Raw genomic sequence first — 13,870 nt, forward strand, 5'->3', positions numbered from 1 at the left:
TCGTCGGTGGTGTTCAGTCGAAGATGCCGTCGAGGATGCTGCCGATGACGAGGCCGCCGAGGATCCCGCCCATCACGTCGGAACCGCCGCCGCGGCGACCGCCGTAACCGGGACCGTAGCCCTGGCCGAAGCCGGGAGCGCCCCACTGGTCGGGCTGCGGGCGGGCGGCGTCGATGTCGCGCTGGGCCAGCTGCAGCGCCTCGCTGGCGAGGAATGCGGCGCGACGCGCCATGGCGAACGCCTGCTCGCGATGATCTTCGTCGATGGAGGTCGCGGCGGCCGCGGAGGCGCCGAGGTAGCGGTCGAGGTCGGCGCGCACCCGCTCGGCTTCGGCGAGCCGGGTGCGTGCGTCGGCGCCGATCCAGCCACGGTGACCGGCGATGACGTCCCGTGAGACCGCGAGCTGCCGGTCGGCGTCGTCGATCGCGTGCCGCACGTGCTCGAGCGGCGGGATCGGGCGAGCCGCGCGCTCGCGAGCGGCGGCGATCGCAGCGTCCAGTCCGGCGTTCGCCTCGCGCAAGCGGGTCAGCTGCTCGAACGGATCGGTGTTGACGCCCGCGGCGGGCAGGGCGGCAAGGGCACCCTGCAGCTCGGCGATGGCAGCGGATACCGCCGGCGTCTGCGGCTCCTTGAGCGCCACCACGAGATCGTTGCGGGAGTCCTCGACGATGGCCGCGAGCGTCGACTCGGCGCGCAGGGCCTCGACCTCGAACGTCTCGACGGCATCGAGGAGGGTCTCGGCGCGGCGGACGGACTCGGCGGATGCCTCCAACGCCATGTTCGCCTGCTCACGCTGGCCCGCCTCACGCCGGCGCTCGGCGACCCCGGCGCTGTGCTCGGCGAATCCGAGCAGCTGCTCGGCCTCGGCCGGGTTGGCATCGATCTGGGCGAGAGCTTGAGCGGAGTAGCGCGCGGCGAGCCGTTCGACGGTGGCGCGGGCGTCGGGAATGCGCAGGCGCAGCCGCGCCGCATCCGCCCTCACCTTCGCGATGATCTCCGGCGCCCGACGCGCCCGCTCGATCGCGGCGGCGAGAGCCTCGGTGCGGTCGTCGAGGAGGTCTTCCGCCCACTCGCACAGCTGCACGATGCGCGCGTTGCGCGTGCGCAGCTCTTCCGGGGTGTCGGGGATCTCGTCGTGGTTGAGCTGGTGCAGGTGGAAGGCCTCCTGCAGGTGCGTGCGCACCGCGTCGAGCGCCTCGCGGAGCTCCTGTGTGGGCCCCGCGCCGAGTTCCGCGTCGGCGAAGACGAGCTCGTCGGCGGTGAGGCGGATGCGCTCGTCGGCGGCGACGAGGGCCTGCTGCGCGCGCCGTGCGAGGTCGGCATCCTGCGCGGTCAGCTCTTCCTGTTCACGCTTGCGTCTGCCCCAGAATCCGGCCATGGATCGATCCTACGGGGCTGACTGGGAGCGGGCTGAGGCGGGCGGGTGCGACGGGGGGATTTTCGCGCAGGGCGTGACCGTCCGCGAGGGCTGCGCCCAGGCCGGAGGGAACGGGTCAGCCGTCGCCGCGCTTGTGCCGGGGCTTGCGCGCCGGACGGTCGTCGCCGTACGAGCCGCGCGACTGCGAACGGCCGGCATACCGGTCGCCGGACCCGCGGCTGTCGCGGTACGAACCGCCCGTAGCGTCCTTGCGGCGCTGCGGGCGACCGGTGTCGGGACGCAGCTCGATGAGCTGCCCCGAGATGCGGGTGTCGGCCAGGCGGTCCAGCGCCCCCGCGGGAAGGTTCGCCGGCAGCTCGACGAGCGAGAAGTCGGGCATGATCTTGATCGCGCCGAAGTCGTCGCGGCGCAGGCCGCCCTCGTTCGCCAGCGCGCCCACGATCTGGCGCGGCTCGACGCGCTGCCGCTTGCCCACGTTGATGCGGTACGTCGCGAAGCCCTCACGCGGCGTGCGGCGCTCGCCGCGCTCGGGGCGCTCGCCACGCTCCGGGCGCTCCCGGCGCTCGCGGGCGGGCGCGGGCTCGGGGTCCGGCTCCAGCAGCAGCGGCGTCTCGCCCTGAGCGACGACGGCCAGTGCGGCCGCGACATCCACCTCGGGCACATCGTGATGCCGCACGTAGTGCGCGACGATGTCGCGGAAGCGCTCGATGCGCTCGGCCTCGTCCAGGGCCGCCGTGATGCGGTCGTCGAACCGCGACAGGCGCGTCTCGTTCACCTCGTCGACGCTGGGCAGCGGCATCTCGGTGAGCTCCTGCCGCGTGGCGCGCTCGATCATGCGCACGAGACCCCGCTCGCGCGGAGTGACGAAGCTGATGGCGTCGCCCGATCGGCCCGCCCGGCCGGTGCGGCCGATGCGGTGGACGTAGGACTCGGCATCCGTCGGGATGTCGTAGTTCACGACGTGCGACACGCGCTCGACGTCGAGCCCGCGGGCGGCGACGTCGGTGGCCACCAGGATGTCGAGCTTTCCGGACTTCAGCTGGTTGACCGTCTTCTCACGCTGCGGCTGCGCGATGTCGCCGTTGATGGCGGCGGCCGAGTAGCCGCGCGCCCGCAGCTTCTCGGCGATCTCCTCGGTGACGCTGCGGGTGCGGCCGAACACGATCATCCCGTCGAAGTTCTCGACCTCGAGGATGCGCGTGAGCGCGTCCATCTTCTGCTGCCACGCGGTGATGAGGTAGCGCTGGGTGATGTTGGCCGACGTCTGCGTCTTGGCCTTCACCGTGATCTCTTCGGGGTCGTGCAGGTACTGCTTCGACATGCGGCGGATTTGCGCGGGCATCGTCGCGGAGAAGAGCGCGACCTGCTTCGTCTCGGGCGTCTCGGCGAGGATCGTCTCGACATCCTCGGCGAAGCCCATCTTCAGCATCTCGTCCGCCTCGTCGAGCACGAGGTACTGCAGCTCGGAGAGGTCCAGCGTGCCCTTCTCGAGGTGATCGATGATCCGCCCCGGCGTGCCGACGACGATGTGCACGCCCCGCCGGAGGGCGGACAGCTGCACCCCGTAGCCCTGACCGCCGTAGACGGGAAGGATGTGCACGTCCTTCAGGTGCGCGGCGTAGGTCGTGAACGCTTCGCAGACCTGCAGGGCGAGCTCACGGGTCGGCGCGAGGACGAGAGCCTGCGGCGACTTCTGGCTGAGATCGAGCCTGTCGATGATCGGCAGCGCAAACGCGGCCGTCTTGCCGGTTCCGGTCTGCGCCATGCCCACCACGTCACGCCCGCCGAGGAGCGTGGGGATGGTCGCCGCCTGGATCGCCGAGGGGGTCTCGTAGCCGATGTCCTTCAGCGCCTTGAGGACGGGCTGGCTCAGCCCGAGGTCGGAGAAGGTCATCGCTGCGGGCTCGGTCGGAGCCTCTGTTTCGGTCTGGTCGGCGTCGGTGTGCACAGTTCAGCGTAGCGGGGCCCGCCTGGGAGGCGACAGGATGCCGTGCGCCCGAGCGCTCCGCGCCCGGCTCAGCGGCGGCGCGCCCGGCTCAGCGGGGCCGCACGCTCTGGACGGCGAGCTCGGTGATGTCGACCGGCTGCGTCGGCGGCAGCACGATCGAGGCGGGGTCGACGGCGGGCACGGTGGGGGTCATGTCACGTCCTCTCATGAACGACCCGGTGCGGGCCCTTCACTGGAGAGTGTCCGGCTGGGGCCGATCCGTCTCACGTGATGACGGTGCGGCGCGTGAGCTCGGGATGTCGCGGGGGAACGATCCCGTTCACGACGGCGATGGCCAGCGGAAGCGCCAAGACCAGACCGGTGATCAGCCACCACGGGATGTCGTCCACGCGCTGCGTGCCACCGGACTGGATCGAGAACCCGATGGCGGGGAGCACGCCGGTGACCGCTCCGGCCGCCGTACCGAAGCCGGCGATGATCAGCCCCTGCCAGAAGCCGATGCGCCGGCGCAGCGACCGCGTCGCTCCGACGGCGGCGAGCGTCGCGTCGTCGGGGCGTCGTTCGAACCTCGCCAGGCCCAGTGCGACGGCGCTCGCACCGAGCACGAGCACGCAGACGGCGGTGAGCAGCGGCACGACCCAGACGGCATCGCCGGGGGGACCGCCCTCGACTGTCGGCGAGAGTGTGAAATCGGGCGTGCTGAGGACCTCCGCTCGGCTCTGCATCCGGTCGCGGGCCTCCTGGGTGAGCGGCTCAGGGGTCGTCGCCACGACGCGCTCAGGCGCGAGCCTCATGCCGAGGCGCTCGGCGGTCTCGGGCGTGACGGCGATGATCACGGACTGCAGGGGCGCGGCGACCGTGATCGCGTCGATCCGCTGAGACGCCACCGGTCGGGCATATCTGGGTGCATCCGGATGCCGATGGAAGATGTTGTCCGGCACCCTGCCCTCGTACTGATCGAGGCCCCGATACGTCTCGACCGTGATCGCGCCGTCCGTCACGAACCGGCCGTCCGCTACGATCGCCGCACCGGCCCGGTAGGCGTACAGCTCGGATGCCGGCAGATCGACGCCGAGCGCGGTCTCGATCTGGTCGGCCGCCACCACCGTGATCGGGTTGCTCGGGTCCTGGCCCTGGGATGTGAAGGACGCGCCGGATTCGGGGTCGAGGAGGTATCGATCCGGAAGCCGTGCGATGGAGACGGCCGCCTCGTCCGGGATCTCGTCAGGGGTGCGGTACACCCACATCAGCTGCTGGCGCGCGAGCACCGCGACATCCTCCGCGCCCGCGTCTTCTGCCAGGTGCACCGCCGCACTCGCCGCGTCTTCTGCCTGGTCGCCGGCGAGGGCTCCGGTCGTCGCGGCCGAACCGGGCCAGATGGAGACGGCGATGCTTCCGACGGGGGCTTGATAGAACCACAGCCGCGCCGTCTGGGCGGACTGCATCGAGGACTGTCCGAGCGCGAAGACGCCGAGGAACACGGTCGCCGCGATCGCCGCGAACGCCGGGACGGTGCGCGAGGGGTTGGCGGCGGCATCCCTCGACGCGAGCTTGGGGGCGGTGCCGAGCTTCGACAGTCCCCGCGAGCACATCGACAGCATCCACGGGCCGGACATCAGGATGCCGAACTGCGCGAGGACGGGGCCGACGACGATCCCGTACGCGGGGATGTAACGCCAGGCCGAGTCGTAGCCGACGGCGTCCGTGGCGTTGATGGTCGCGACGGCCAGCGCGCTGAGGAGCGTGATCGCGACGCCTCCGGCCAGGAGAATCGATCCCCACACGGGCCGGGAGGCGACGGGCCGCTGCGGACGACGTGCGCCTCGCAGCGCCTGCAGGGCATCGGAGCGGGCGACCCGGCGCGCGGGCATCCATGCGGAGACCGTACCGACGACGACGGCGAACACCAGCACGGCCGCCAGCAGCTCCCACGGCACATGGAGGCCCCAGAACTGCGTGGCGCGGCCGTCCGAGGTCGCTAGCATGACGAGCGCAGCGAAGCCCACGCCGGCGCCGACACCGGCCGCGCCGCCGACGAGACCGAGCGTGGCCCCCTGGAACAGGATGATGCGGGACAGGTCGCCGCGATCGGCCCCGACGCCGGCCGCGACTGCGAGTGACCGCTGCTGGCGCCGGGCTGCGACGGCGAAGGCCGCTCCCGCGAGCATCACGACGACATAGCCGGCGAAGAGTCCCGCAACCGTCAGCAGCAGCACCAGCGGCCACATCGTCGCCCACCTGTCCGTCGATGCGGGCGAGGAGTAGAACCTGTTCGTGAACCGCGGTGGGTCGAGGACGACCTCTCGCGAGAATGCGACGACCCCGTCCTCGTTGAGTTCCTGGACCTGCGGCCAGGACAGCTCGTCCTCGGGGAGGTACCATCGCGTCGCGCCCCCCACGTGTGCGCGTGCCGCGGAAGGGAGGAAGACCGCGGCGTCGTCATCGGCGAGGGTCGCCGCCTCGAGCGTGCCGACAAGGGTGTAGGGGTCCGCGATCCCCGTCAGGTGCAGCTGCCCACCCAGCCCGACACCGAGACGCTCGAGCGCGGCAGGGGTCGCCATCGCTTCACGCTCGCCGTCGGGGCGCTCGCCGGCGACGATCGTGAATGCGCCCTCGAATCGGGGCTCCCAAGCCGGGCCGGCCCATGCGGGGACCACCGCGGAGCCGGCACGGGTCCGCACCGTGGCGGTGCCTTCGGTCAGCGCGATCGTGTCCGTTCCGGGCGGCAGAACCGTCGTGGGATCCGGGATCGGCGTCCCGTCGGGGATCGTCATGGCACCATCGGCGTCGATCGGGTAGCCGTTCCACTCCGGCTCCGATGGCACCTGCCAGAACCCGGCGTCGGGGACGCCGAGCGGCTTGATCCATGCCTGCATCCGTCCCAGTTCCACGACGACCCGTTCCGCCGGCGTGGCGATGCTGCTCATGGAGATGATGAGGAATGCCGTCATGCCGGCGATCGGCAGAGCCACGAGCGTGGCGACGAGGGTGCTGGACACCCATGCGCGCCGCACCTGGCGACGTGCCATCCGTGCGGAGACGCGCCATCGTCGCCAGGCCACGCCACGGCGGTGTGAGCCCGGCTCGGGGTCATCGCGCCCCAAAGCCGCCGGGATGCCCCGGGCGCCGGTCATCGTGCGCCCGTCAGCAGCGCCTCCGCACCCTCTCGCCGGGTCTCATCGACCATACGGCCATCGCGGAGGAAGACGATGCGGTCGGCGAAAGCGGCATGGCGGGCCTCGTGGGTGACGAGGATGCCGGCGGCCCCGGCATCCACACGCGCACGCAGCATCTTCAGCACCATCTCGCCCGTCACCGAGTCCAGAGCGCCCGTCGGCTCGTCGGCGAGGATCAGACGGCGTCCGCCGACGACCGCACGGGCGATCGCGACGCGCTGCTGCTGACCGCCTGACAGATCGTCAGGGTAGACGCCGCCCTTGTCGGCCAGCCCGACCGATGCGAGGGCGTCGCGACCCGCGCGCCGTGCGATGGGCGGGCGGAAGCCGTCGAGCTCGAGGGGAAGCGTCACGTTCTCGAGCGCAGTCAGCGTCGGGATGAGGTTGAAGTCCTGGAACACGAAGCCCAGCGAGCGCCGCCGCAGCAGTGCGAGCTGCTTCGGGGACTGCTCGCTGAGGTACGAGCCCTCCACGACCACCTCGCCGGTCGTCGGGGTGGTGAGCCCCCCGGCGATGGCCAGCAGGGTGGATTTCCCGGATCCTGACGGGCCCATCACTGCGACCAGCTCGCCCTGCCGCACCTCGAAGTCCACGCCCGACAGCGCGGAGACGGCCGTGGCGCCGCTGCCATACTGCTGCGTGACGCCGATGAGGCGCAGCACCGGCTCGGAAGCCGACGGCGAACTCACGCGCCTGCCTCCGCTTTCGCCGGCCGTCCGCGCTTCGGCTTGTCGGTGGACAGCGCCAGCGCCAGCGCGTGATCAGGATGCATGGCCAGGCGCTGCTCGGAATGATCCAGCCAACGCACCTCCGCTTCGGCGGCGAAGATCATCGAGTCCACGACGAGGGCCCACGCGAGCTCCTCGGGGCCGTCCGGGTTCGCGCCGGCGTACTTCGCACGGTTGAGCTCCTGCAGCTGCGCGAGCGAGGCGCGGCGCTGCGTCTGGATGATCTCCGACACATCGACCCCAGGCAGGGTCGCCGCGACGGCGAGCTTGATCGCCAGCTCGTCCCGCGTGCCCTGCGCGCGGTGGACGGGCGAGGCCAGCCAGCCGCGCACCTCGGCGGATCCGGCATCCGTGATCTGCCAGTAGACGTGACCGTGCTCGTCGACATCGCCCTTCTCGACGAGGCCGTCGCGCTCGAGCCGATCCAGCGTGTTGTAGATCTGCCCCACGTTCAACGGCCAGGTCGACCCGGTGCGCCGGTCGAACTCGGCGCGCAGCTGGTAGCCGTAGCACGGCCCCTGATCGAGGATGGCCAGCAGGCTCTGTCGGACGGACATGGGATCTCCTTCGGGCGGGGAGGGTGGGTGGACTCAGAAGCGGAGCGCGTCGATGACGTTGGAACGGACCGCCATGAGGGCGGGGATGAAGCCGGCGAGGGCACCGATCGCGACGGCCGCGATGAGCCCGGTGACGGCCGCGCGCACCGGGAACGGCGGGATGTCCTGCAAGCCCTGGAACATCTCCATCACGAACGGGGCCTTGAGCACCGCCACAGCGATCGCGATGCCGATCACGCCGGCCACCGCGGTGGCGACGACGCTCTCGAGCAGCACGGACGAGAAGATGCGCCCCTGCGTGGCACCGAAGCTGCGCCGGACGCCGATCTCGCGGATGCGCTGGCGCATGGCGACGAGCTGGATGTTGACGAGTCCCAGCCCGCCCAGCGCGAGCACAAGCAGGGCGATGGCGCCCGTCACCAGTTCGAACGTGGCGCTCGAGCTCTGCATCTCGGGACGCGACGCCCAGTCCGTGCGGCTGACCGAGACCTGCATGCCGTCATCCAGGCCGGCGCGCAGATCCGCCGCCAATACGGGGCCGAGCTCCGCGGCCCCGTCTTCGGGCGCCCACAGCTCCCACGCGATCATCGCGTCGGCCGGCAGCGCGTCGCGGCGGGCGGTGTAGGAGTCGTACATCATCGTGAGGCGCTTCTCGTCGTCACCGACGTACTGCCGGGGCGTGACGCCGATCACCGGGTACGAACCGGCCGCGTCGCCGGTCAGGCGCAGCGCGAAGCCGGCACCCAGGTCGGGGCGGCCGTAGACGTCCCACAGCGCCTCGGAGATGACGACGGGCGGGGCGAGCAGCTCGGTGTCGGTGTCGAGGAACCAGCGGCCCTCGAGCAGCGGAGTGCGGTGGATCACCGGGTACGCCGGGTCTACCAGCCGGGCCATCAGCGGCCGCACCTGCTCCGGCGTCTGCACCTGCAGCTGCACCGGGTCGACGATGCGTGAGATGTGCGAGAAGTCGTAGCGCTCCGACACACGAGCCAGATGCGCGTCGAAGGCCGCCCAATCCATCGGTGCGCCGTCCGTCCGGGATGCCGAGACCGAGAGTGTGGCGGGACGGCCGCCGCTCTGGTCGGACTGCTCCGCCATCTGCTGCTGCTGGTACTCGCTGAGCGCCACGACCGCGGTGAGCGCACCCACCGAGACCGCGATGCCGATGAGACTCAGAAGCACACGGAGCTTGTGGTGACGCAGCTCCGACCATGCCTCGCCCAGCGCGCCGACGACCCCGCTCATGACGGCACCTCCACCGGGTTCTGCGCAGAGATGCCCGCCGTGACGGATGCCGCGGCCGCGGCATCCCGCGCATCCTTCCTCGTCGGGGCAGGACTGCCGAGCTCGTCGACGCTCGCGGCGAGCGCGGGTTCGCCGGCCTCCGACGGATCGCCGGAGCTCGGCTGCGTGAGATCGAACGGCGAGAGCACTCCGGCGTCGAGCCGGAAGTGACGCCGGGCGCGCGCTGCGACGTGCAGGTCGTGCGTGATCGTCACCAGCGCCGCATCGGCCTCGGAGGCGATCTCATCGAGCAGCTCCATGACCCGGCCGCCGGTGTCGACATCGAGTGCGCCGGTGGGCTCGTCGGCGAGGATCAGCGCGGGGCGGCGCACCAGGGCCCGTGCGATCGCCACCCGCTGCTGCTCTCCTCCGGACATCTGCTCGGGCGTCGACTCGAGGCGGTGGCCGAGTCCCACTCGCTCCAGCATCTCGGTGGCGGTGCGCCGCCGCGACCAGAACGCTCGGCCCGACGCGTAGGCGAGGGGCATCTCGACGTTCTCCAGCGCGCTGCGACCGGCCAGCAGGTTGAACTGCTGGAACACGAAGCCGACGTTGCGGCCGCGCAGCCGGTCCAGCCGGCCGCGGCGCATCTTGCGCACCGGCTCACCTCGGAACCAGACAGCACCCTCGGACGGGCGGTCGAGCATGCCGAGCAGATTCAGCAACGTGGACTTGCCCGACCCGCTGCGTCCGACGATCGCGACGTGGTCGCCCGCGTCGATGGCCAGGTCGATGCCGCGCAGGATGTCGAGGCGCGTGTCGTCGGGAAGCACGACGTGCTTCGCGACGCCCTCGAGCCGGACGAGGGTCACCAGCTCCACCCCGCCGGCTCGCAGAACTCGCCGCCCATGCCGTCGTCGTAGCAGACGGGCTCGTCGGCTGCGGCGACACCCGGAACGTACTGGCGCACCTGGTCTCCCTCGGCGAGCCCATCGGTCACCTCGACGAGCGTCCCGTCACTTACCCCGAGGGCGACCGTGCGCTCCTCCAGCTCGCCCGACCCGTCGTCGACCCAGATCACCCCTGACCCGGCACCGCCCTTGACCGCGGTGGTGGGTACGACCAGCACGTCCGTGACGGTGCCCAGATCGATGTCGAGCTGCGCCTGCAGTCCCGCGAAGACGGTCTGATCGGCGGGCACGGCGCAGGCGACGGTGGTCGTTCCATCCTCGGCGACCTCGACCTTCAGCCCCGTGCAGGTGAACGGGGCGGGACCGTTCTGGATCGTCACCGAGCCCTCGGTCGGCGCGCCCTGCAGTCGGTACAGCTGGACCGGCTCGACGGTCGCCTGCACGTGGTAGCGCGCGGGCGTGAGGGTGGCGAGCTCTGTGCCGATCGACGCGGGCTGCCCCTTGACCACCGCCAGCTCGGTCACCTCGCCGGCCTCGGCGGCCAGCACATCGACGTTCTTGACCGGATCGGTCTGCTTGATCGTGAACAGCTTCTGCCCGGCGGCGACGGACTGGCCCGCACCCACGTGCACCGCCGTCACGGTGCCGTCGACCTCGGCGCGCACCGGATAGGCGGTGTCCCGGGCGATGGTCCCCGGAAGGCTCAGCGCATTGGCGACCTCGCCGCGCTCGACCGCGACGACCGGGTCGGAGATCTGGGCGGAGGGCTGCAGGGCAGCGGCCGGAGTGGAGTCGGGGAAGAAGGCGATCTTCACCAGGGAGGCTGCGGCGGCCCCCAGCACGATCACCATCAGGATCGGGAAGATCCATCGACGCCAGACCACCATGTCGCACCTCTCCGTCGGGGCATACCGAGTATGTAGTCACCGAGTATATGCATACTCGGCATACGCCGTCGTGCGATGCGCGCGGTTCTGGCTCGCGGTGCGCGTGCACCCAGCGCACACCAAGGTCACGGGTGGATAACATAGGCAGGTATGCCTGGGGCCATGCGTCCCGGGCGGCAGCGGCGCCGTGGCGCCGATCCGAACGCCTGAAGATGGAGAAACTCCGTGGCCAACCCCCTCGAGAAACTGCTTCGTGCCGGTGAGGGTCGCATTCTCCGGCGGCTTCAGCAGGTCGTGAAGGCAGTCGGTGCGCTGGAAGAGGATTACGAGCACCTCACCGACGAGGAACTGCGCGGCGAGACCGCGGAGCTCCGGGCCCGATACGAGGCGGGCGAGACCCTCGATCAGCTGATGCCCGAGGCGTTCGCCGCCGTGCGCGAGGCCGCCAAGCGCACGCTCGGCCAGCGCGCCTACGACGTCCAGCTCATGGGCGGTGCCGCCCTGCACCTGGGCAACATCGCCGAGATGAAGACCGGTGAGGGCAAGACGCTGACCGCTGCCTTCCCGGTGTACCTCAACGCCATCGCCGGCAAGGGCGTCCACGTCGTCACCGTCAACGACTTCCTGGCGTCCTACCAGTCCGAGCTCATGGGTCGCATCTACCGCGCGCTGGGCATGACGACCGGCACGATCGTCTCCGGCCAGACGCCCGAGGTGCGCCGCGAGCAGTACAACGCCGACATCACCTACGGCACCAACAACGAGTTCGGGTTCGACTACCTGCGCGACAACATGGCGTGGCGCAAGGAGGACCTCGTCCAGCGCGGCCACTTCTTCGCGATCGTCGACGAGGTCGACTCGATCCTCATCGACGAGGCGCGCACCCCGCTGATCATCTCGGGGCCCTCGTCGGGAGAGGCCAACCGCTGGTTCGTCGAGTTCGCGAAGATCGCGAAGACCCTCGAGGCAGGCGTGGACTACGAGGTCGACGAGAAGAAGCGCACGATCGGCGTGCTGGAGCCCGGCATCGAGAAGGTCGAGGACTACCTCGGCATCGACAACCTGTACGAGTCGGCCAACACGCCGCTGATCTCGTTCCTCAACAACTCCATCAAGGCGCTGGCGCTGTTCAAGCGCGACACGGACTACGTCGTGATGAACGACGAGGTCATGATCGTCGACGAGCACACCGGGCGCATCCTGGTCGGTCGGCGCTACAACGAGGGCATCCACCAGGCCATCGAGGCGAAGGAGGGCGTGCCGGTCAAGGCCGAGAACCAGACGCTCGCCACCGTCACGCTGCAGAACTACTTCCGCCTGTACGAGAAGCTGGCGGGCATGACCGGTACGGCCGAGACCGAGGCCGCCGAGTTCATGTCGACGTACCAGCTCGGCGTGGTGCCGATCCCCACCAACAAGCCGATGATCCGCAAGGACCAGCCCGACCTCGTCTACAAGAACGAGGCGGCGAAGTTCGCGCAGGTCGTGGAGGACATCGCGCGGCGTCACGAGACCGGGCAGCCGGTGCTCGTCGGCACGGTGAGCGTGGAGAAGAGCGAATACCTCTCGCGACTGCTCGCCAAGAAGGGCATCAAGCACGAGGTCCTCAACGCCAAGAACCACGCTCGCGAGGCCGAGATCGTCGCCCGCGCGGGACGGCTGGGTGCGGTGACCGTCGCGACCAACATGGCCGGCCGTGGCACCGACATCATGCTCGGCGGCAACGCCGAGTTCCTGGCGGTGCAGGAGATGAAGGCCAAGGGGCTCGACCCGGTCGAGACACCCGAGGAGTACGAGGCCGAGTGGGATGCCGTGTACGAGGCGGTGCGTGATCGCGTCGCCGAGGAGGGGGCGAAGGTCGTCGAGGCCGGCGGCCTCTACGTGCTCGGCACCGAGCGGCACGAATCGCGCCGCATCGACAACCAGCTGCGCGGTCGCTCGGGGCGTCAGGGCGACCCCGGTGAGAGCCGCTTCTACCTCTCACTCACCGACGACCTCATGCGGCTGTTCCAGTCGGGGGCGGCCGAGGCAATCATCGCCCGCACGAACTTCCCCGACGACGTGGCGATCGAGTCGGGCATGGTGACCCGTGCGATCAAGTCGGCGCAGAGTCAGGTCGAGGCGCGCAACGCCGAGATCCGCAAGAACGTGCTGAAGTACGACGACGTGCTCAACCGCCAGCGCGAGGCGATCTACTCCGACCGCCGGCACATCCTGCAGGGCGATGACATCGCCGACCGCGTCCAGCACTTCATCGAGGATGCGATCAACGCCGTCATCGACGACCACACCGGGTCGGGCCACAGCGAGAACTGGGACTTCGATGCCCTCTGGACCGAGCTGAAGACGCTGTACCCGGTCGGTGTCACGATCGACGAGGTCGTGGCCGAGGCCGCCGGCCGCAAGGGCGGGATCACCGCGGAGGGCCTCAAGCGCGAGATCCTGTCGGACGCCCGCATCGCGTACCAGAAGCGCGAGGAATCGCTCGGCGAGGCCGCGACCCGCGAGCTCGAGCGTCGTGTCGTGCTGCAGGTGCTCGACCGCCGGTGGCGCGACCACCTCTACGAGATGGACTACCTCAAGGACGGCATCGGCCTGCGGGCCATGGCCCAGCGCGACCCGCTCATCGAGTACCAGCGCGAGGGGTACCAGATGTTCCAGGCGATGATGGGGCAGATCAAGGAGGAGTCGGTCGGCTACCTCTACAACCTCGAGGTCGAAGTGCGTCGTCAGGGCGAGGCCGGAGCAGAGCAGGTCACGCAGGTCGAGGCGAAGGGGCTCGGCGCCCAGCCCGTCGAGGGTCAGCGCCTGCAGTACTCGGCATCCAACGATGCCGGCGAGGTCGAGGTGCGCAACGACCGGGGTCAGGTGCAGCAGGCGGCGACGTCGCGGCTGCGTCAGGCGGCGGCCGCTGCCGCCGCGACCCCAGCGCCGCAGCAGGCCCCCGCAGCCGAGCCGCAGCGCGGTGCCTTCGGCCAGCGGACGGATGCCGCCGGCCCGGCGCCGCAGCAGGCCCCGCTCAACCGCGCTCAGCGCCGCGCCGCCGACAAGCGCAAGTAGT

Annotated in this window: 9 protein-coding genes; 1 reads left to right on the top strand and 8 read right to left on the bottom strand. The window is 70.6% G+C overall.

What is annotated here, in order from left to right; genetic code table 11:
- Positions 1-13: 13 nt before the first annotated feature.
- The 8 genes from C9992_RS12840 to C9992_RS12875 form a co-directional block, all read right to left on the bottom strand.
- Complete coding sequence (locus C9992_RS12840; RefSeq protein ID WP_106816021.1) at positions 14-1,378, bottom strand: coiled-coil domain-containing protein; 1,365 nt, start codon at positions 1,376-1,378, stop codon at positions 14-16.
- 115 nt (positions 1,379-1,493) lie between these two features.
- Positions 1,494-3,272 carry a DEAD/DEAH box helicase gene (locus tag C9992_RS12845; RefSeq protein ID WP_106816227.1) on the bottom strand — a complete coding sequence of 593 codons (1,779 nt, stop codon included), beginning with the start codon at positions 3,270-3,272 and terminating at the stop codon, positions 1,494-1,496.
- 317 nt (positions 3,273-3,589) lie between these two features.
- Positions 3,590-6,325, bottom strand: coding sequence for an FtsX-like permease family protein (locus C9992_RS12850; RefSeq protein WP_235008222.1), 2,736 nt, complete (start codon positions 6,323-6,325; stop codon positions 3,590-3,592).
- 131 nt (positions 6,326-6,456) lie between these two features.
- Positions 6,457-7,191: an ABC transporter ATP-binding protein gene (locus C9992_RS12855; protein WP_200826327.1), complete on the bottom strand. Its 735-nt coding sequence runs from the start codon at positions 7,189-7,191 to the stop codon at positions 6,457-6,459.
- Positions 7,188-7,787 (bottom strand): PadR family transcriptional regulator, encoded by a 600-nt coding sequence (locus C9992_RS12860; protein WP_106816023.1) that lies wholly within the window; start codon positions 7,785-7,787, stop codon positions 7,188-7,190. Before C9992_RS12860 ends, C9992_RS12855 begins: the two co-directional genes overlap by 4 nt.
- A gap of 33 nt (positions 7,788-7,820) precedes the next feature.
- On the bottom strand, positions 7,821-9,032 hold the full coding sequence (locus C9992_RS12865; protein WP_106816024.1) for an ABC transporter permease: 1,212 nt from the start codon (positions 9,030-9,032) through the stop codon (positions 7,821-7,823).
- Positions 9,029-9,883, bottom strand: a complete 855-nt coding sequence (locus C9992_RS12870) for an ABC transporter ATP-binding protein (RefSeq protein ID WP_106816229.1) — start codon at positions 9,881-9,883, stop codon at positions 9,029-9,031. The genes C9992_RS12865 and C9992_RS12870 overlap by 4 nt, the downstream gene beginning before the upstream one ends.
- Entirely contained in the window at positions 9,880-10,809 is a 930-nt protein-coding gene (locus tag C9992_RS12875) for an efflux RND transporter periplasmic adaptor subunit (RefSeq protein ID WP_106816025.1), read from the bottom strand. The genes C9992_RS12870 and C9992_RS12875 overlap by 4 nt, the downstream gene beginning before the upstream one ends.
- A gap of 225 nt (positions 10,810-11,034) precedes the next feature.
- Here C9992_RS12875 and secA point away from each other — a divergent pair, with 225 nt between their 5' ends.
- Positions 11,035-13,869, top strand: coding sequence for a preprotein translocase subunit SecA (gene secA / locus C9992_RS12880; protein ID WP_106816026.1), 2,835 nt, complete (start codon positions 11,035-11,037; stop codon positions 13,867-13,869).
- The last annotated feature ends 1 nt before the right edge of the window (position 13,870 follow it).

It is taken from the genome of Microbacterium timonense (assembly GCF_900292075.1).
Lineage (GTDB): Bacteria > Actinomycetota > Actinomycetes > Actinomycetales > Microbacteriaceae > Microbacterium > Microbacterium timonense.